The organism is Variovorax atrisoli, from assembly GCF_014195185.1.
In the GTDB taxonomy this organism is placed as follows: Bacteria; Pseudomonadota; Gammaproteobacteria; order Burkholderiales; family Burkholderiaceae_C; genus Variovorax; species Variovorax atrisoli.
Window position 1 is genome coordinate 259,633 of record NZ_JACIBG010000010.1, and the last position, 19,027, is coordinate 278,659.

18 protein-coding genes are annotated in these 19,027 nt (G+C 67.6%); 9 read left to right on the forward strand and 9 right to left on the reverse strand.

What is annotated here, in order from left to right; all coding sequences use genetic code 11:
- Positions 1-5 precede the first annotated feature (5 nt).
- The 6 genes from bamC to FHY06_RS30220 form a co-directional block, all read right to left on the reverse strand.
- A complete protein-coding gene (bamC, locus tag FHY06_RS30195) occupies positions 6-1,085 on the reverse strand; it encodes an NlpB/DapX family lipoprotein (RefSeq protein WP_019655985.1) in 1,080 nt (359 codons plus the stop codon).
- A 143-nt stretch (positions 1,086-1,228) separates the two neighbouring features.
- On the reverse strand, positions 1,229-2,119 hold the full coding sequence (dapA, locus tag FHY06_RS30200; RefSeq protein WP_019655986.1) for a 4-hydroxy-tetrahydrodipicolinate synthase: 891 nt from the start codon (positions 2,117-2,119) through the stop codon (positions 1,229-1,231).
- 77 nt (positions 2,120-2,196) lie between these two features.
- Positions 2,197-2,766, reverse strand: coding sequence for a class I SAM-dependent methyltransferase (locus tag FHY06_RS30205; protein ID WP_184607257.1), 570 nt, complete (start codon positions 2,764-2,766; stop codon positions 2,197-2,199).
- 13 nt (positions 2,767-2,779) lie between these two features.
- Entirely contained in the window at positions 2,780-2,920 is a 141-nt protein-coding gene (locus FHY06_RS30210; RefSeq protein ID WP_184607258.1) for a hypothetical protein, read from the reverse strand.
- A 31-nt stretch (positions 2,921-2,951) separates the two neighbouring features.
- The gene (locus tag FHY06_RS30215) at positions 2,952-4,178 is read right to left on the reverse strand and encodes an MFS transporter (protein WP_126184912.1); all 1,227 of its coding nucleotides are present in this window, start codon (positions 4,176-4,178) and stop codon (positions 2,952-2,954) included.
- Positions 4,179-4,289: 111 nt separating this feature from the next.
- Complete coding sequence (locus FHY06_RS30220; protein ID WP_184607259.1) at positions 4,290-5,501, reverse strand: MFS transporter; 1,212 nt, start codon at positions 5,499-5,501, stop codon at positions 4,290-4,292.
- 122 nt (positions 5,502-5,623) lie between these two features.
- Between FHY06_RS30220 and FHY06_RS30225 the strand changes: the two genes are divergently transcribed.
- The 7 genes from FHY06_RS30225 to FHY06_RS30255 all read left to right on the forward strand — a co-directional run bounded on the left by FHY06_RS30225 (position 5,624) and on the right by FHY06_RS30255 (position 13,769).
- Positions 5,624-6,514, forward strand: coding sequence for a LysR family transcriptional regulator (locus FHY06_RS30225; RefSeq protein WP_019655991.1), 891 nt, complete (start codon positions 5,624-5,626; stop codon positions 6,512-6,514).
- Positions 6,515-6,571: 57 nt separating this feature from the next.
- Entirely contained in the window at positions 6,572-8,569 is a 1,998-nt protein-coding gene (locus tag FHY06_RS30230; RefSeq protein ID WP_184607260.1) for a DNA topoisomerase IV subunit B, read from the forward strand.
- Positions 8,570-8,704: 135 nt separating this feature from the next.
- Positions 8,705-9,061 (forward strand): hypothetical protein, encoded by a 357-nt coding sequence (locus tag FHY06_RS30235; protein WP_184607261.1) that lies wholly within the window; start codon positions 8,705-8,707, stop codon positions 9,059-9,061.
- A gap of 19 nt (positions 9,062-9,080) precedes the next feature.
- The gene (locus FHY06_RS30240; RefSeq protein ID WP_221404437.1) at positions 9,081-9,989 is read left to right on the forward strand and encodes a lytic transglycosylase domain-containing protein; all 909 of its coding nucleotides are present in this window, start codon (positions 9,081-9,083) and stop codon (positions 9,987-9,989) included.
- 23 nt (positions 9,990-10,012) lie between these two features.
- Positions 10,013-11,134 carry a Kelch repeat-containing protein gene (locus FHY06_RS30245; protein WP_020723193.1) on the forward strand — a complete coding sequence of 374 codons (1,122 nt, stop codon included), beginning with the start codon at positions 10,013-10,015 and terminating at the stop codon, positions 11,132-11,134.
- A gap of 44 nt (positions 11,135-11,178) precedes the next feature.
- Positions 11,179-13,575 (forward strand): DNA topoisomerase IV subunit A, encoded by a 2,397-nt coding sequence (gene parC / locus FHY06_RS30250; protein WP_019655995.1) that lies wholly within the window; start codon positions 11,179-11,181, stop codon positions 13,573-13,575.
- A 2-nt stretch (positions 13,576-13,577) separates the two neighbouring features.
- Positions 13,578-13,769, forward strand: a complete 192-nt coding sequence (locus FHY06_RS30255; protein WP_184607262.1) for a hypothetical protein — start codon at positions 13,578-13,580, stop codon at positions 13,767-13,769.
- A 27-nt stretch (positions 13,770-13,796) separates the two neighbouring features.
- On the opposite strand, the gene FHY06_RS30260 is transcribed toward FHY06_RS30255, so the two are convergent.
- Positions 13,797-14,918 (reverse strand): MBL fold metallo-hydrolase, encoded by a 1,122-nt coding sequence (locus FHY06_RS30260; protein WP_145758858.1) that lies wholly within the window; start codon positions 14,916-14,918, stop codon positions 13,797-13,799.
- 199 nt (positions 14,919-15,117) lie between these two features.
- Between FHY06_RS30260 and FHY06_RS30265 the strand changes: the two genes are divergently transcribed.
- Entirely contained in the window at positions 15,118-16,713 is a 1,596-nt protein-coding gene (locus FHY06_RS30265) for an esterase/lipase family protein (RefSeq protein ID WP_184607263.1), read from the forward strand.
- Between the two features lie 136 nt (positions 16,714-16,849).
- The gene (locus FHY06_RS30270; protein ID WP_126184904.1) at positions 16,850-17,386 is read left to right on the forward strand and encodes a cysteine hydrolase family protein; all 537 of its coding nucleotides are present in this window, start codon (positions 16,850-16,852) and stop codon (positions 17,384-17,386) included.
- A gap of 6 nt (positions 17,387-17,392) precedes the next feature.
- Here FHY06_RS30270 and FHY06_RS30275 read toward each other — a convergent pair whose 3' ends face one another.
- Both FHY06_RS30275 and FHY06_RS30280 read right to left on the reverse strand, forming a co-directional pair.
- Positions 17,393-18,142: a metallophosphoesterase family protein gene (locus FHY06_RS30275; protein ID WP_184607264.1), complete on the reverse strand. Its 750-nt coding sequence runs from the start codon at positions 18,140-18,142 to the stop codon at positions 17,393-17,395.
- A gap of 103 nt (positions 18,143-18,245) precedes the next feature.
- The gene (locus FHY06_RS30280; protein ID WP_164713537.1) at positions 18,246-18,728 is read right to left on the reverse strand and encodes a MarR family winged helix-turn-helix transcriptional regulator; all 483 of its coding nucleotides are present in this window, start codon (positions 18,726-18,728) and stop codon (positions 18,246-18,248) included.
- Positions 18,729-19,027 lie beyond the last annotated feature (299 nt).

Sequence of the window (19,027 nt, forward strand, 5' to 3'; positions counted from 1 at the left end):
GCGGGTTATCTCAGGTCGTCTGCGATGACCTTGACGATGCGCTCGGCGTTGACCGAGGTCTCGGGCGCGCCGGCTTCGTTGAGCACGGACACGGTGGTGGATTCGCCCTGGCCCTTGACCGAGATGCGGAACTTCGCGGGCGCTTCGGCCTTGCTCGAACCGCCGAACAGCTTGCCGAAGAAGCCGGGCTCCTTCTTGTCGGGATTCGGCGGCACGTAGCGCACGAAGTAGACGCCGGCGCTGCGGTCGCGGTCTTCCACGGTGAAGCCGGTGCGGTCGAGCGCGAGGCCGACGCGGCGCCATGCGCGGTCGAAGCCTTCGCTGATCTGCACGACCGGCTGGTTGCCGACCTTGGCGATGGTTGCGGTCTTGGGCGTGGAGTTGGTCGCGGCCAGGATCTTCGACTGCTCCTGCGAGACGCCGAGCTTGACCATCAGGCGGCGCAGGAATTCGGTCTCGAGCTCAGGATCGCTGGGGCGGGGCTGCCACACGGTCTGGTCCTGGCGGGAGTTGTTGTAGACCTCCTGCATGCCGCGGTGGCTGATGAAGATCTCGGTGCCGGTCGACGTGCGTTCCAGGCGGGTGCGGAAGCGGTCGAGTTCGCCGGTGGAGTAGACCGAATCGACCAGCTTGCCCAGAGTGCCGCGGATGATGTCCTGCGGCAGCTTGGCGCGGTTCTCGGCCCAGTCGGTTTCCATGATGCCCAGGTTGCGCTGGTCGGTGGTCAGCAGGAAGCCGTTCTCCTGCCAGAAGTCCTTCACCGGGTCCCAGAGCTGGTCGGGCGTGCGGTTGACGACGATCCAGCGCTGCGTGCCCGAGCGTTCCATGCGCACGTCGCCGATGTTGGCCACTGCGGTGGGAATGCCCGGGGCGTTGGCGATGCCTGCCTGGTACGAGTTGGCGCTCACGGCACCGCCGGGGATGGCGTAGCGGTTGTCGCGCGAAAGCTGGGAGAGATCGGGTGGGACTTCGAGCGTCGGGGCCTTGCCAGCGCTCTTGTAGTCGATCTTGTCGCTCTCGAGCACGGAGCAGGCGGCGAGGCTGGCAACGAGGGCCAGCAGAGCAAGTCGCGAAAGGTTCTTCAACGTCGTCTTCCTTGTTGGAATGGTTCGGTCAATCTAGGGGCCGCAGTGCCCGCCGCCATCTCTGAGCGCGGTTCGGGCAAAAGGTTGCTTAACCTTGCTGCGGCCGGGGGAAAGGCAGGTCCGGGACGTGCTGGAAGAGGCGTTCAGCCCTTGAGCAGGCCGGTGGCGCGCAGGGCACCCTCGACCGCCGGGCGGCTCGCTTCGCCGAGTTCGGTGAGCGGCAGGCGCAGCGTACCGCCGCACAGGCCGAGCCTCGCCATCGCCCACTTCAGCGGGATCGGGTTGGGCTCCACGAACAGGTTGCGATGCAGCGGCATGAGCTCGAACTGGATCTGCATGGCGCGCTTCACGTCGCCAGCCAGCGCAGCGACGCACAGCTCGTGCATCTTGCGCGGCGCGATGTTGGCCGTGACGCTGATGTTGCCCTGGCCGCCGCAGAGCATGAGCGCGACCGCGGTGGGGTCGTCGCCGGAATAGACGGCGAAGTTCTCCGGCACTTCGCGGATGAGCCACTGGGCCCGCTCGATGTTGCCGGTGGCTTCCTTGATGCCGATGATGCCGGGCACCTGAGCCAGGCGCAGCACGGTGTCGTGCGCCATATCGGCGACGGTGCGGCCGGGCACGTTGTACAGCACGATGGGCAGGTCGCCCACGGCCTCGGCGATGGCCTTGAAGTGCTGGTACTGGCCTTCCTGCGTGGGCTTGTTGTAGTACGGCACGACCTGGAGCTGCGAGTCGGCGCCCACGCCCTTGGCGAACTTGGCGAGCTCGATGGCTTCCTTGGTGGAGTTCGCGCCGCAGCCAGCCATCACGGGCACGCGGCCCTTGGCCTGCTCGACCGAGACGCGGATGATTTCGCAGTGCTCTTCGACATCGACCGTCGGCGATTCGCCGGTGGTGCCGACCACGCCCAGGCAGTCGGTGCCTTCTTCGATATGCCAGTCGATGAGCCGCCGCAGGGCGGGGTAGTCGACACTGCCGTCGTCGTGCATCGGCGTGACGAGCGCGACGATGCTGCCTGTCAGTTGCTCCAAGGGGAATCTCTTTGTCGGTGGACGAAAGCGTCGATTCTACTTACTCCGGCGCCAGGCCAGACAGCAGCCCCGGGCCCCTAGTTTCCCTTAAGGACGCGGCGCGCCGGCAGCCCGGAATCGGCCGCGTCCGGGCGGACGGCGGCGATGCGCTGCACGAAGCGTGCGGGCTGCCCGATGAAGCCGTCCTCGTAGGCCACGACGCGCAGCCCGTCGCACGCCGCCAGCAACTCGCCCGGCTGCAGCAGGAAATCGGGCCGCGAGGGCTTGCCGACGGTCTCGTTGCCGACGGCGAAGGTTTCGTAGAGCAGCGCGCCGCCCGGCGCCACCGCGGCCACGATATCGGCCATGCGCGGACGCCAGAGGTAGTTGGTGACGACCACGGCGCCGAAGGCCTGGCCGGAGAAGGGCCAGGGACCGGATTCGATGTCGGCCTCGACCACCTTGCCGAACGCGCCGGCGGCCTCGACGGCTTCGGGAGAACGGTCGACGCCGGTGACTGCGTGCCCGCGTCCCGCGAACCACTTCATGTGCCGGCCGGCGCCACATGCCACGTCCAGCACCGACGCGCCGGGCGCAAGCAGGTGAGACCACCGGACGACCCACTCGGAAGGTGCCCCCAGGCCGTGTACCGATGCTATTTCTTTCATAGCGATCCGAGGCTCAGAAACAGGACCAGATCTGGTCGACCAGCGTCACGAGGAAATCCGGGTGCATGTACAGGGTGAACACGCCGCCCAGCACCGCGAGCGCGGCGGCCAGCCAGCCGGCGTGGACGATGTGATGGCGCATCCGGGAAGTCATGGTCCTGTTGTACACGCAAACCAGCTGCGGATCAGCCTGCGGCGCCCACGGGCTGCGGACCGCGCGGAATGGCGCTTTCCTTCACCGGCAGGTTGACCAGCGCCGCGAACACGCCCAGGGCGATCGCGATGTACCAGACGATGTCGTAGCTGCCCGTGGTGTCGTACAGGTAGCCGCCCAGCCACACGCCCAGGAAGGAGCCGACCTGGTGGCTCAGGAACACGAAGCCGCTGAGCATCGAGAGATGCGCCACGCCGAAGATGCCCGCCACGATGGCGTTGGTGGCCGGCACCGTGGACAGCCACAGGAAGCCCATCGCCGCGGAGAAGAGGTACACGCTCATCGGCGAGATCGGGGCGATCAGGAAGAGCGCGATCGACACCGCCCGCGCGAAGTAGATGGCCGCCAGGATCTTGCGCTTGGCCAGCTTCTGCCCCAGCAGCCCCACCGTGTAGGTACCGAACACGTTGAAGAGGCCGATGAGCGCCAGCGCGTAGCCCGCCACCTCGGCCGGCAGGCTGCGGTCGCGCAGGTAGGTCGGCATGTGGATGCCGATGAAGGCAAGCTGGAAGCCGCAGACGAAGTAGCCTGCCATCAGCAGGCCGAAGCTCGGGTAGCGGAATGCCTCGCCCACCGCCTGCATCACCGACTGCTCGCGGTGGCCGGCCTGCGCCGCCGTCTTCGGCTCGCGCAGCCCGAAGGCCAGCGGAACGATCACCAGCGCCAGCACCGCCACCACGGCCAGCGCGGTCTGCCAGCCCAGGTGGCCGATCAGCCGGCCCTCGACGGGCGCCAGGAGGAACTGTCCGAACGAGCCTGCCGCCGCCGCCACCCCCATGGCCCACGAGCGCCTCTCGGCCGGGATCTGCCGGCCGATCACCCCGTAGATCACCGCGTAGGTCGAGCCCGCCTGCGCCGCACCGATCAGGATGCCCGCACTCAGCGTGAAGAGCAGCGGCGTCGGCGAATGCGCCATGCCGAACAGGCCCGCCGCATAGAGCAAGGAACCGCCGATCAGCACCCTGAACGCGCCGAACCTGTCGGCCAGCATGCCCGCGAACACGCCGAAGATGCCCCACGAGAGGTTCTGCACCGCCAGCGCGAAGGAGAAGGTCTGCCGGCTCCAGTCCTGCGCCTGCGTGATCGGCTGCAGCCACAGGCCGAAACCGTGGCGTATGCCCATCGACAGCGTGACGATCATCGCCCCGCAGAAAAGGACTTGCTTGACCGAGAGGGCGGGGGCGGCTGGGGATTGCATGACTTCGAATGTAACTATTCGCCTGCTCGAGCAGGTGGCGCGCCGGCCAAAGCCATTGATGATTTATCGGCCGGCTTTCGATGCGGCGGACGCATCAAAAGCCTCAGGGCTTCAGCGTGCTGTCGCGCCGGCGACAGACCGCGTTCCGGGAAAGCCGTGCGCGCAGGCTCGCCAGGTCAGCCACAGCGCCGGCGCCAGCAGCACGAGCAGCGACCAGGGCAGCGCCCCGGCACCACCGGTCTGCAGCAGCAGGCCGCCGATCAGCCCTCCGCCCGCGATGGCGATGTTCCACACCGTGACCACCATCGACTGCGCCACGTCGGCCGATTCACCCGCCGCCTGCGCAGAGGCGGTCTGGAACAGCGTGCCCGCGCCGCCATAGGCCAGGCCCCAGATGGCCACGCCCAGGTGCACCGCTGCCGCCGATCCGGTGGCCGAACCGAGCAGCAGCGCCGTCAGCCCGAACGCTGCCGTGCTCGCGAGCACCAGTTCGCGCAGCCAGCGGTCGATCAGCACGCCCGTCACCCAGATGCCCGCCAGCGAGGCCGTGCCGAAGACCAGCAACACCAGGTCGACCCGCGCTCCCAGCCCGGCGTGCACCAGGAACGGTGCGATGTAGGTGTAGAGGATGTTGTGGGCCAGCACGAAGGCCAACATCACCCCGAGCACCGGCCGCACGCCCGGCAGCAGGAACACGAGCCTCACGCTGCGGCGCCGCGCGGCTTCCTGGCCGGGAAAGTCGGGCACCTTCCAGCGCACCCAGCCGAGCAGCAGCACCGACAGCGCCGACATGACCAGGAAGGCCGGACGCCAGCCCACGCCGGTGCCCAGCAGCGTGCCCGCCGGAATGCCCAGCGACAGCGCCAGCGGAGCGCCCAGCATCGCGACCGCGATCGCGCGGCCCTGCATCGACGGCGGCACCATGCGCCCGGCGTGTCCGGCCACCAGCGCCCAGAGCAGCCCCGCGAACACGCCGGCGAAGAAGCGCGCGGCCAGCGTCAGCGGATAGCTGTGCGAGAGGGCTGTGATTGTGTTGACCACAGCGAAACCGCCGATCGCCAGCATCAGCAGCGGACGCCGCCGCCAGCCCCGCGTGAGCGCCACCAGCGGAATGGCCGCGACCAGCGAGCCCAGCGCATAGACCGTCACCAACTGCCCGACCAGCGCGGGCGTGACGGCGAGGCTCGCGCCTATCTGCGGCAGCAGGCCGGCCGGCATGGCTTCGGTGAGGATCGTGATGAAGCTGGCGGCCGCCAGCGCAAGCAGGCCGGACAGCGGCAGCCGTGCCCGGGACGAGGATGGATTCGGATGAGTGAGTGACATGCGGTCGACGATAGGAAGAAGCCAACTCCGGAAAAAGGGGGATACAGTTCCGCTCAATGCGGACATCGGGTTCCGCAATGCGGCCATCCGGGCTTCCCCTTCTCTTCCATCCTTCGTTTTCCATGGACAGCCTCAGCGGTTTCACCGTCTTCATCCAGGTGGCCGAGACCCGCAGCTTCGTCACCGCCGGCCGCGTGCTCGGCGTTTCCGCGTCCGCCGTCGGCAAGCGCGTGGCCCGGCTCGAGGAGCGGCTGGGCGTGCGGCTGTTCCACCGCAGCACCCGCAGCATCACGCTCACCGCCGAGGGTGCGCTGTTCCTAGCGCGCAGCCGCCGGGTGCTGGCCGAGATCGAGGCCGCGGAGCAGGAGCTGTCCTGTTCGGCCGGTTCGCCGCGCGGCAAGCTGCGCGTGAGCCTGCCGCTGGTCAGCTCGTTGGTGCTGCCGCTGCTTGCCGACTTCATGTGCGAGTACCCGGATGTCGAGCTAGACCTCGACTTCAGCGACCGGCTCGTCGATGTCATCGAGGAGGGCTTCGACGCAGTGGTGCGCACCGGCGAACTCACCGATTCACGGCTCTCGGTGCGTCGTCTGGGACAGTTCTCGCAACTGCTGGTGGCTTCGCCCGATTACCTGGCGCGCCGCGGCGTGCCTCTGGTGCCGGCGGACCTGGCGCAACACGCCTGCCTGCATTACCGCTACCCGGCCACGGGCAAGGTGGAAGTCTGGCCGCTCGTGCCGGGGCCCGACGGTGCGGAGGTGAAGCCACCGGTCTCCATGATCTGCAACAACATGGAAACCCGCCTGTGCTTCGCGCTGCGCGGACGCGGCATCGCCTTGCTGCCCGACTTCTGCGTGCGCGAGGCGCTGACCACGGGCGGGCTGTGCAGCGTTCTGGCGGAACACGTGCGCCCGCATGCCATCGACCTCGGCGTTCTGTGGCCTTCGGGGCGCAATCCGTCGCCGAAGGTGCGCGCCTTCATCGACTTCCTGGGTGCCCGCATGTTCGTGTCGTAGGAGCCCTCCTGTATGGGTATCCAGTTATTTGGCGGCTACTGACTACAATCCGCCCCCATGGCGACTCCCCCCAAGACTCCCCCCAGCTCATCGTCCGCCTCCTCCGGCTATTCGGAAGGCTCCATCCGCGTGCTCAAGGGCCTCGAGCCTGTCAAGCAGCGCCCGGGCATGTACACCCGCACCGACAACCCGCTGCACATCATCCAGGAAGTGCTCGACAACGCCGCCGACGAGGCGCTCGCGGGCCACGGCAAGAAGATCAAGGTCACGCTGCACACCGACGGCTCGGTCAGCGTGGAAGACGACGGCCGGGGCATTCCCTTCGGCCTGCATCCGGAAGAGAAGGCGCCCGTGGTCGAACTGGTCTACACCCGGCTGCATGCCGGCGGCAAGTTCGACAAGGGCTCGGGCGGCGCCTACAGCTTCTCGGGTGGCCTGCACGGCGTGGGCGTGTCGGTGACCAACGCGCTGTCGAAGCGGCTCGAGGTGGCCACGCACCGCGAGGGCTCGGTCGCGAAGCTGGCCTTCAGCGGCGGCGACGTGATCGAGGCGCTGGAGGTCCGCAAGCTGGAGGCCGGCGAGCGCAAGCAGGGCACCACGGTTCGCGCCTGGCCGGACGCCAAGTACTTCGAGACCGCCGCGCTGCCCATGGGCGAGCTCACCCACCTGCTGCGCAGCAAGGCCGTGCTGATGCCGGGCGTGAGCGTCACGCTCGTCAACGAGAAGACCAAGGAAACGCAGCAGTGGCTCTACAAGGGCGGCCTGAGCGACTACCTGATGCAGACGCTCAGCAGCGACCCGGTCATTCCGCTGTTCGAAGGCAGCGGCCATGCCGACAAGAACGCCGACAACTTCGCCGAGGGCGAGGGTGCCGACTGGGCCGTCGCCTTCACCGAGGAAGGCCAGCCGGTGCGCGAGAGCTACGTCAACCTGATCCCCACCAGCGCCGGCGGCACGCACGAAAGCGGCCTGCGCGACGGCCTGTTCAATGCGGTGAAGAGCTTCATCGAGCTGCACTCGCTGCTGCCCAAGGGCGTGAAGCTGCTGCCCGAGGACGTGTTCGCGCGCGCCTCGTACGTGCTGAGCGCCAAGGTGCTCGACCCGCAGTTCCAGGGCCAGATCAAGGAGCGCCTGAACTCCCGCGACGCAGTGCGCCTCGTGTCCAGCTTCGTGCGCCCCGCGCTGGAGCTGTGGCTCAACCAGCACGTCGACTACGGCAGGAAGCTCGCCGAACTGGCCATCAAGGCCGCCCAGACCCGCCAGCGCGCCGGCCAGAAGGTCGAGAAGCGCAAGGGCTCCGGCGTGGCCGTGCTGCCCGGCAAGCTGACGGATTGCGAGAGCAAGGACATCAGCCACAACGAGGTCTTCCTGGTCGAGGGCGATTCCGCAGGCGGCAGCGCCAAGATGGGCCGCGACAAGGAAAGCCAGGCCATCCTGCCGCTGCGCGGCAAGGTGCTCAACACCTGGGAAGTGGAGCGCGACCGGCTGTTCGCCAACACCGAGATCCACGACATCTCGGTCGCCATCGGCGTCGATCCGCACGGCCCCGGCGATTCGCCCGACCTCAGCGGCCTGCGCTACGGCAAGATCTGCATCCTCAGCGATGCCGACGTGGACGGCTCCCACATCCAGGTGCTGCTGCTCACGCTTTTCTTCCGGCACTTTCCGAAACTCATCGAAGCCGGCCATGTGTATGTCGCGAAGCCGCCATTGTTCCGGGTCGATGCACCCGCGCGCGGCAAGAAACCGGCCTCCAAGGTCTATGCTCTGGACGAAGGCGAACTGACCGCCACGCTCGACAAGCTCCGCAAGGACGGCGTGCGCGAAGGCGCCTGGAGCATCAGCCGCTTCAAGGGCCTGGGCGAAATGAGCGCGGAACAATTGTGGGAAACCACGCTCAATCCCGACACCCGGCGCCTGATGCAGGTCCAATTGGGCCGCTTCGATTTCACGTCCACCCAGGGCGAAATCACCAAGCTGATGGGCAAGGGCGAAGCGGCGGCGCGGCGCGAGCTCATGGAACTGCGCGCCGATGACGTCGATATCGACGTCTGATTCCGGCTGGAACATTTCTCACGACAGGGCATGAACGGGCACAAGATCATTTGCGGTTCGCTGGCAGGGGCTTGCGTTGCTGGAGCGTCGGGGCTCCTTCTGACTCAACGCGACCCAGTCGGACAGGTCGCGAACATGTTCTTTGCCAGCATCTGCATCCTGCTGGCGTTTGTGTTCGTCTGGATGGGCTGGTGGGACGACGCAGTCAACGACAACGCCGAGCCCAGCACGATCGAGCGGACAGTCGCGACCACATGGCTCTGGATGCGTCGCGTTCTTTGCTGGAGCGCCGCGCTGGTCTTCCTGGGGGTGGCCGTGTCGATGATCCTCAATGGCGTCGTACTCGAGCACATGCCCGTCTTCCTCATCGTTCTTGCATTGGGCGGCATGTCGCTCTGGGTCGGGTTGAAGGGTGGCGGCCACGTTCGAAGCATGGGCGACGACGCTGCAGTCCATGCCGAGCGCCGCAAGCGCTACGGCTGGTGGTTCTGAGGACAGGGTCCGCATTGCCATGAAACGCCGGTTCCGCCCCTTCATGCTGTGTGCAGCCCTCGTGCTGTCGCTGCAGGGCGCGCGCGCCGCCGACATTTACGGCTACGTCGACAGCAAGGGCATCGCGCACTTCGCTTCCGAAAAGATTGACGAGCGCTACCAGATCTTCTTCCGCGGTGGTCAGAGCTTCGACACCGCCAACGGTATCTCCCCGCTGGGCCGCGGCGTGGGCAAGCTCGACGGGAAGGTGTCGCCGGCCTCGCAGAGCCTGCTCGCGATGTTCGAGGCCTCGCCCGGCTACAAGACGGCCAAGGCCGCGCTGCGCGATGCATCGAGCAAGCACGACATCGACTACGAGCTGCTGCAGGCGCTGATCGCGACCGAATCGGGCTTTGATGCGCAGGCCGTCTCGCCCAAGGGCGCGATGGGCCTGATGCAGCTGATGCCCGCCACCGCGCAGCGCTACGGCGTGTCGGCGGACAAGCGCGCGACCATCGAGAAGAAGCTGTTCGACCCGCGCATCAACATCGCCGCCGGCTCGCGCTACCTGCGCGACCTGATCGCGATGTTCCCGGGGCAGATCGAGCTCGCGCTGGCCGCCTACAACGCCGGCGAGGGCGCGGTGCAGCGCGCGGGCAACAAGATCCCGAACTACAAGGAAACGCAGAACTACGTGCAGACCGTGCTGCAGCTGTATGCGTACCTCAAGCCCTCGGTTGCCTCGGGCAGTGGCAGCGGCGCCGCGCGAGGCGGCAAGACGCCGGGACGCATCCGCATGGAACTGACCGTGCCGCAGGGCGGCGCGCTCGGCCGCGGCAACATGCCGTCGGATGGCCCGCGCAACATGCCGGCCATGCCCGACATCCCCGAGCCATCGGCAGTGCCTACGGGCGCGGCCGATGCGCCACCGGGCACGCCGCTGTCCTGATCGGCAGGAGGAGGGAGGAGGCCATGGATCGTCGAAGCTTCGTTCTCGCGACCGCCGCCGGGATGGTGACGGGCGGCGCACGCGCGCAGCATCCGGCCACGCACGACACGCTGCCGCCCGTGCCTTCCTCGGCCGAGCCCTATGCGCGTCTGCAGGGCGGTGTGCCGCACCACATGACGCCCGAGCAGGAAGCCCAGCGCTTCACCGACAGCTCCGCACCGCCCGGTCCGCAGGGGCGATGGGAGCCGCGCGCCGCATTGCCGATTCCCCGCAGCGAGATGGCCTGGGCCACCGCGGCGATGGGCCGCATGCATGTGGTCGGCGGCTATGGCGAAGGCAAGGTCAACCGCGACTACCACCACATCTACGACCCCAAGGCCGACCGCTGGCTCGACGGCGCGCCGCTGCCACGCGGTGCCAACCACGTTGCTGTGACCGCCGATGGCGGCCGCGTCTACGCGCTCGGCGGCTTCGTCGAGCAGAACCGGCGCTCGGACACCAACGCCTACGTCTACGACATCGCCGCCAATCGCTGGAGCGCGATCGCGCCGCTGCCGCGTCCGCGCGGCGCCGCCGCCGCCGTGATGCTCGACGGCGCGCTGCACCTGATCGGCGGCGCTTCCGAACCTGCCGCGGAGCGCGCTAGCGTGGGCTGGCACGAGGTCTACGACCCGAAGGCCGACCGCTGGTCCGCTCGCAAGCCGCTGCCGGGTGCGCGCGACCACGTGGGCTGCGTGTCGCACGGCGGCCGGATCCACGTGATCGGCGGGCGCTTCAACACATTCGAATACAACACCGACCTGCACCACGTCTACCTTCCCGCACGCGACACCTGGGAGCTGCGCTCGCCGCTGCCCACCGCGCGCTCGGGCCACGGGCTCGTGGTGTATCGAGGCCGCTTCTTCGCCATGGGCGGGGAGGGCGGCATCCTCGTCGACGGCGTGCCGCGCCAGGCGAAGGTGTTCGGCCAGATGGAAAGCTACAACCCCGTCGACGACACCTGGCAGCGGCATGCCCCGATGACCACGCCGCGGCACGCGGTGGGCGCGGCCGTCATCGGCGACTGGATCTACGTGGCCGGCGGCGGCGCGGTGCTCGGCGGCGCCGTACAGTCCGCGGTCCACGAGGCTTTCACTCTTGGCTGAACGCCCAGCCAGCAACAACAAAAGTTTTTCTCACCAGCTCTTTCATGGATTCCCAACCTCCGCTCGATCTCCAGGGTCCCACCGACGGCGACACGACCCTGACCCTTGCCGACTACGCCCAGACCGCCTACCTCGAATACGCGCTGAGCGTGGTCAAGGGCCGTGCGCTGCCCGATGTGTCCGACGGCCAGAAGCCGGTGCAGCGCCGCATCCTGTATTCGATGTCGCGCATGGGCCTGGGCTTCGGTGGCACCAACGGCACCGTGGGCGCCAAGCCCGTGAAGAGCGCGCGCGTGGTCGGCGACGTGCTCGGCCGCTTCCACCCGCACAGCGACCAGGCCGCGTACGACGCGCTGGTGCGCATGGCGCAGGACTTCTCGCAGCGCTATCCGCTGGTCGACGGCCAGGGCAACTTCGGCAGCCGCGACGGCGACGGCGCAGCCGCCATGCGCTACACCGAGGCGCGCCTGGCGCGCATCACCAGTCTGCTGCTCGACGAGATCGACGAAGGCACGGTCGACTTCATTCCCAACTACGACGGCAGCACCGAAGAGCCGCGACTGCTGCCTGCGCGGCTGCCGTTCACGCTGCTCAATGGCGCGAGCGGCATCGCGGTCGGCCTGGCCACCGAGATCCCGAGCCACAACCTGCGCGAGATCGCCGATGCCTGCGTGGCGCTGATCAAGTCGAACGGCAAGCTCAGCGAGGAAGAACTCTTCGCCATCGTGCCCGGCCCCGACTATCCGGGCGGCGCGCAGATCATCAGCAGCGCGGCCGACATCGCCGACGCCTACCGCACCGGCCGCGGCTCGCTCAAGGTGCGCGCGCGCTGGAAGATCGAGGAACTGGCGCGCGGCCAGTGGCAGCTGGTGGTCAACGAGCTGCCGCCGGGCGTGAGCTCGCAGCGCGTGCTGGAAGAGATCGAGGAAATCACCAACCCCAAGGTCAAGGCCGGCAAGAAGGCGCTGAGTGCGGAGCAGACGCAGCTCAAGGCCTCGATGCTGTCGGTGCTCGACGTGGTGCGCGACGAATCGAGCAAGGACGCCCCGGTGCGCCTGGTGTTCGAGCCCAAGACCTCGCGCATCAGCCAGGAAGAGTTCATCACCACGCTGCTCGCGCAGACCTCGCTGGAAACCTCGTCGCCGGTCAACCTCACGATGGTCGGCATCGACGGCAAGCCCACGCAGAAGTCGCTGCGCCAGATGCTCAACGAGTGGATCGCCTTCCGCGAGATCACCGTCGAGAAGCGCTCGCGCTTCCGCCTGGGCAAGGTGCAGGACCGCATCCACATCCTCGAAGGCCGGCAGCTGGTGCTGTTGAACATCGATGAAGTGATCGCGATCATCCGTGCGGCAGAGGACCCGAAGGCCGCGCTCATCGCGCGCTTCAACCTCAGCGAACGCCAGGCCGAGGACATCCTTGAAATCCGGCTGCGCCAACTCGCGCGGCTCGAGGCCATCAAGATCGAGCAGGAACTCTCCAGCCTGCGCGACGAGCAGAAGAAGCTCGAAGACATCCTCGCCAGCCCCGCTGCGCTGCGCCGCCTGCTGGTGAAGGAAATCGAAGCCGATGCCAAGAGTTTCGAAGACCCGCGCCGCACGCTGATCCAGGCCGAGAAGCGCGCCGTGGCCGAGGTGAAGGTGGTCGACGAACCCGTCACCGTCATCGTGTCGCAGAAGGGCTGGGTACGCACGCAGAAGGGCTGGGCCAGCGAGAAGGCGGCAGGCGCCGCGAACGGCTCTGCGCCCGAGTACAGCTTCAAGTCGGGCGACTCGCTCTACGGCGCCTTCGAATGCCGCAGCGTCGACACGCTGCTGGTGTTCGGCAGCGCCAAGGACAAGAGCGTGCGTGTCTACACCGTGCCCGTGGCCTCGCTGCCGGGCGGTCGCGGCGACGGCCAGCCCGTCACCACGCTCATCGACCTGGACGCCGGCACGCACGTCACGCACTTCTTCGCGGGCCCGGTCGGTGCCAGCCTGCTGCTGGCCAACACCGGCGGCTACGGCTTCATCGCCACGGTCGAGAACATGATGTCGCGCCAGCGCGGCGGCAAGGCCTTCGTCGACGTGGGCGAAGGAGAGCAGCTGTGCCGCCCCTCGCTGGTGGGCGGTGCGAGCGGTGCCGAGCCGATGCCGGCGGCCACGCACGTGGCCTGCGCCTCGACCGGCGGACGCATCCTGACCTTCGACATCGCCGAGCTCAAGAGCCTGCCCAAGGGCGGCCGCGGCCTCACGCTGATCGACCTGGAAGCCAAGGACACCCTGGCCGGCGCCGCCGCCTACACGCGCAGCGTGAAGATCGAGGGCATCGGCCGAGGCGGCAAGGAACGCGAGGAAACGCTGGAGATCCGCACGCTGAACAACGCGCGCGGCAGCCGCGCGCGCAAGGGCAAGGCGGCCGACCTGGGCTTCAAGCCCACCAGCATCGTCCGGGTGCAGTAGCCATGGGCGGCATCGACATCAGCGTCATCGGCGTCTTCATCGCCGTGGTCACCGGCATCGGCAGCTATGTGCTGGGCCGGCGCATGCGCGAGAAGCGGGCTCTGAAGAAGCGCGAGAAGGACCGCATCGCCTCGCAGGCGAACGAGACGCGCCAGGTGCGGCGCGCCCGCGAGCGCAAGGAGCGCGCCGGGTAGTCCGCCCTGCCTTGGGGAGAGGGGCGGTCAGCGCAGGTCGACCCACCAGCGCGTGTTGGTCCGCGCCGCTCCCACCGTCACCACTTCGCCGATCACCGGCGTGGCCAGTTCGATCTTCCTGGCCTCCGTGAGGGCCGCGATGCGGTCCAGGGGATCGCGCCAGGCGTGGAAGGCGAGGTCGAAGGTGCTGTTGTGCACCGAGAAGAACACCTTGCCGCGCAGGTCCTCGAAGGCCTTCACGCTCTGCTCGGGCGTCATGTGCACGGCAGGCCACATGCTGTCGTAGGCGCCGTTCTCCATCAGCGCGATGTCGAAACCGCCGAAGCGCTCGCCGATCTGCTTGAAGCCCGGGAAGTAGCCCGAGTCGCCGCTGTAGAAGATGCGCTGGTCGCCGCTTTGCACCACCCATGAGGCCCACAGCGTGCGGTCGCGGTCGCCGAGCGTGCGGCCCGAGAAGTGCTGTGCGGGCGTGGCGGTGAGCTTCACGCCGTCGTGCTCGGCGGACTGCCACCAGTCGAGTTCGGTCACGCGGTCGGCCGGCACGCCCATCGCCAGCAGCCGCGAGCGCACGCCCAGCGGCACGAAGTAGCGCTTCACGTCCTTCGCGAGGTATTCGATGGTCGCCACGTCGAGGTGGTCGTAGTGGTCGTGCGAGAGGATCACGCCTTCGATGGGCGGCAGATCCTCCAGCGCGATCGGCGTCTTGTGGAAGCGCTTCGGCCCCGCCCACTGCACGGGCGATGCGCGGTCGCTGAACACGGGGTCGATCAGCCAGTATTTGTCGCGCAGCTTCAGCAGGTGCGACGAATGGCCCAGGCGCACCACGTGGTTGGTTCGCGTGTCGAGCGCGTCGAGGGTGGGCCTGTCCAGCGGCTTCACGGGAATGGGGTCGACCGGCACCGTGTCGATCTTGCTGCCCACGATGAAGCGCGACCAGATGCGCCATGCACTGGCCTGCTGGGGCAGGTCGGGGTTGGCCATGTTGTGGAAGCCGCCGTCCTTGAACTGGGGCGAGTTCTCGTAGCGCGTCTCGCCGCCGCCTGCGGCGCTGCAGCCCGCGACGAAGGCGCAGCCGGCCGCGGCGAGCGCGGTGCCGCGGCGCAGGAGTTGCGGCAGGTAGGAGCCTTGCGAGTCCGGGTTTTCAGCCATGGGAAAGCCTTCTGGATTGTGTTTGTCGGATGGCCGGAGACTATCGAAGGCGCATGTTTCAATGGTTTCAGCGATAGAAACATTCAGGCAGGAGGGGCATTCCAGGCTCTATGCCATGCGCCGTATGGCGGGCGCGGGGCTGGCCCGGCACACTGCCGGACTTCATCGGTTCGACCGAAGCTGAGGAGGCTGAAGATCCATGAGCACCAACCGCTATCCCATCATCTACGTGCGCGGCTACGCCATGACCGAGTCGGAGCGCGACGAGACCGCGGCCGACCCGTTCTGCGGCTTCAACATCGGCTCCACGGTGTATCGCGCCACCGTGAAGAAGGAAGCGCCGGCGCAGAAATTCGTCTTCGAGTCGCCCATGGTGCGGCTGCTGGCCGACTTCCAGTACCAGAGCGTCTACCAGAACGGCCTGGACATCCTCGACCCCGACTGGAAGCCCTCGCCCGATGCGAACGGCAACGACGTCGACGGCATTCCCTCGGCCTCGGTCATCATCTACCGCTACTACGACTCGGGCTCCGAGCTGCTGGGCGACGGCAAGGCCAAGGACGTCAAGGTGTACGCGCAGGGCCTGAGCCAACTGATCCTTCGCGTGCGCGACCTCGTGGTGCAGCGCGAAGGCCCATCGGGCTTCACGGCCGACGACTTCCGCTGCTACCTCGTCGCGCATTCGATGGGAGGCCTTGTGGTGCGCGCCTTCCTGCAGAACCCCGCGCTGGGCGATGCTGCCGCGCGCGCCTGCGTCGACAAGGTGTTCACCTACGCCACGCCGCACAACGGCATCGACATGGGCGGCATCAACGTGCCTGCATGGCTCACGGTGAACGAAATGAACACCTTCAACCGCGAGAAGATGTCCGAGTTCCTGGCCACGCCCGCCGTCAACGGCCGCATGGACTACCTGCCGGCCGCCGCCTTCCCGCCCGAGCGCTTCTTCTGCATGGTCGGCACCAACCGCGGCGACTATGAAACCGCCAAGGGCCTCTCTCGCATGTTCGCGGGCCACGGCAGCGACGGGCTCGTGCGCATCGAGAACGCATCGCTCTGGGCCGTGGACGACGCCGGCAAGACACAGCCGGTGGCCACCGCGTACACCTATCGCTCGCATTCGGGCTACTTCGGCATCGTGAATTCCGAGGAGGCCTACCAGAACCTCACGCGCTTCCTGTTCGGCGACGTGCGCGTGGACCTGTGGTTCGACGTCGACGGCGTCACGCTGCCGCCCGACCTGCCCAAGGACGCCGACATCGATGCGCTCTACCAGGTCGAACTGCTGGCCGCGCCGCGCGGCAAGCGCTGGTACCTGAGCCGCCGCATCGCCGAGGAAGACTCGCCCGCCTGCCGCACGCACAAGGAACTCACAGACCCGGCCACCGCCGACCGCCGCTCGATCTATCTGTCGACCGTGTTCCTCGCCAACAGGGCGCGGGTGAAGCAGGACCGGCCCACGCTGGCCTATGCCATGACGCTGGGCGTGCGCGTGCCCGACTACCAGGTCAACAACAAGTTCTGGCTCGACGGCCACTACGAAGGCAGTTCGCTCTTCCGCGACACGCTGATCATCGAGATCGCGCCGCCGCAGCCCGATGACGCGGCGCAGAACTGGAACGTCAAGTACGGCTGGCAGACCGACACCGCCGGGCGCGCCTCGCTGCCCATGAGCCCCAAGCAGCTCGCGAGCGGCAAGCTGCAGTTCGTGGTGCCGCTGTCGAGCCTGGGTGCCGCGCCGGCCGCGCCCGGCATCAGCGGCAAGGTGAGGCTGGAAGTGAGCGCCTGGCAATAGAGGCGCCTGGAAGCAGGGGGCAGCAGAGGAGGCAGCAGAGGAGGCAGCAGGGGAGGCAGCAGGGGAGGCAGTAGGGCGCCCGTCAGGAACGGTCGGGCACAATCGCGCCGGTCAAGAACCCGCCGATTCCGGACCCATGAAAACTGCCGTTCTCGTCATCGATGTCCAGCGTGGCCTTTGCGACGATCCGCCGCGCCCCCATGAGGCCCACGAGGTGATGCAGCGCATCAACGCGCTCACCGGGCGCGCCCGCGCTGCCGGCGCGCCGGTGGCCTTCATACAGCATGAGAACGCGATCGACCTCGAATTCGACTCCGAGCGCTGGCAGCTTGCAGGCGCCCTCGACACCGACTCGCGCGACGCGCGCATCCGCAAGACCACGCCCGATTCCTTCCTGCGCACGCCGCTGGAAGCCTGGCTCTCGGAGCATGGCGTGAAGCGCGTGGTGGTCTGCGGCTATTCGTCGGAATTCTGCGTCGACACGACCGTGCGCCGCGCCGCCGCACTGGGCTACCACGTGGTGCTCGCGGCCGATGCGCACACCTCGCACGACAAGCCGCACGCCACGGGCGCGAAGATCCGCGAGCATCACAACGCCACGCTCGCGGACATCACGAGCTTCGGCGTGCCGATCCGCGCAATCGCCAGTGCGGAAGTCGTCTTCGGCGACTGAGTGAGATCAGCCCTGGGGAAGGCGGCCGGTGGCGAGGGCACTGGCCCAGTCCGGCCTGCCATTGGCCATCGCGAGCGCCGCCATGCTCGCATGGTCGTAGGGCACCGAGATCAACGTGGAGGCCCAGCCTCCAGCCAACCGCTCCACGATGGCATAGCGCGCATCAGGCGCCCCGGTCTCGACGACATGTGGATGGGGATGGATGTCGTCATAGGCCTGCAGCCCCACGCTGCCCGGATTGACGATCAATTGCCCGCTCGAGGCGCGAACCACCCGCGACACATGCGTGTGCCCGCATGCGACGAGTTGCACTTGCGCATCGATCCGGCCCAGCCGCGCATCGATCTCGGCCATCTCGGCCGGCCTGAGCAGCGACGGTTCGACTGTCTCCAGGAAGTAGTGCAGGTCGCTGTCCGGCGTTCCGTGGCACAGCAGCACTTCGGCATTCCAGCGCAGGCTGGGCCCTAGCGAGGCCATCCACGCGAACTCCTGCGGCCCGAGCCGGGCATGGGTGAATTCGTCCGGTGCGCCGCGCCTGCCGGCGGGCAGTGTGAGCAGTTGGCGTTCGTGGTTGCCCGCGAGGTGAGTCCAGTCCTGCGCCATCAGGAAGCGTGCCGTTTCCAGCGGCATCAACGGGCCCGAGAGGCTGTCACCGAGGTTGACGACGGTGCCCACACCACGGCGACCGATGTCCTCGACGACGGCTTCCAGTGCGGGAAGGTTCCCGTGGATGTCGGAGACGATGGCGATGCGCATCGTGCCTATTCTGGCGGAATCACGAGCACAGCCTGCACCCACCGCGCGGCCCTCGCGCGTGTCCGCGGGCGAAAGGCCCTGCATAAGAGGGGTGCCTGAACGCTCACACGCCGCGTGACACGGCAACCTTGTGCAGAAGCTCGATCAGGATCAATTGCTCGCCCTTGGAGAGGTTGCCGAGCGCGAGCTGCTCTCCTTCGATGACCGATCGCGTAGCGCTGCTCGCAAGGGTGGCGCCGGTCGGGGTGGTGCGTAGGTATTGGGCCCTTCGATCCGTTGCGTGCGGCGTGCGGCGAATCAACTCTCGCCTTTCCAGCCGCTCGAGCCATGCCGCGATGTTGGGCGCGGTGACCGCGAGTGCCTTCGCCAGGCGGGCGGCCGACACGTCGGGATTTTCGTGGATCAGGCACAGCACCGTGAACTCGACGGGGCGCAGGTCGAAAGGTGTGCCGACTCGCTCGGCGAACACCGCGTCGGTGACGATCGTCGCCTGTGCGAGCTGGTAGCCGAGCACGTGGTGCAGGGACGCTTCGACCAGCCGGCCGGCTGGTGTGGCATCTACCGGATTGCTTCTGTTCTTGGGCATTCCGGGCATTGTCGTTCGCCCTCCAACTGATTCACTGCCTGATCTAAATGGATTGCTTCGACATCGGAAGAGTGAAAACTGCTTAATGGAAAACCATAAATGGTTATCTTTGATAGTTAAGTAGATTAACCAATAGGCGCCGCATCCAGGCGTCGAAGGAGACACGCTTGAAGACCCCTGTATCCCTGTTCTTCGTCGCTTCACTGCTGGCCGCCTGCGGCGGAGGAAGCGGCGGTGGCGGCGGCTTCGTTGCCTCGCTTCCCACGACCGGCACTCCGTCGGGCACACCGCCGGCCGGC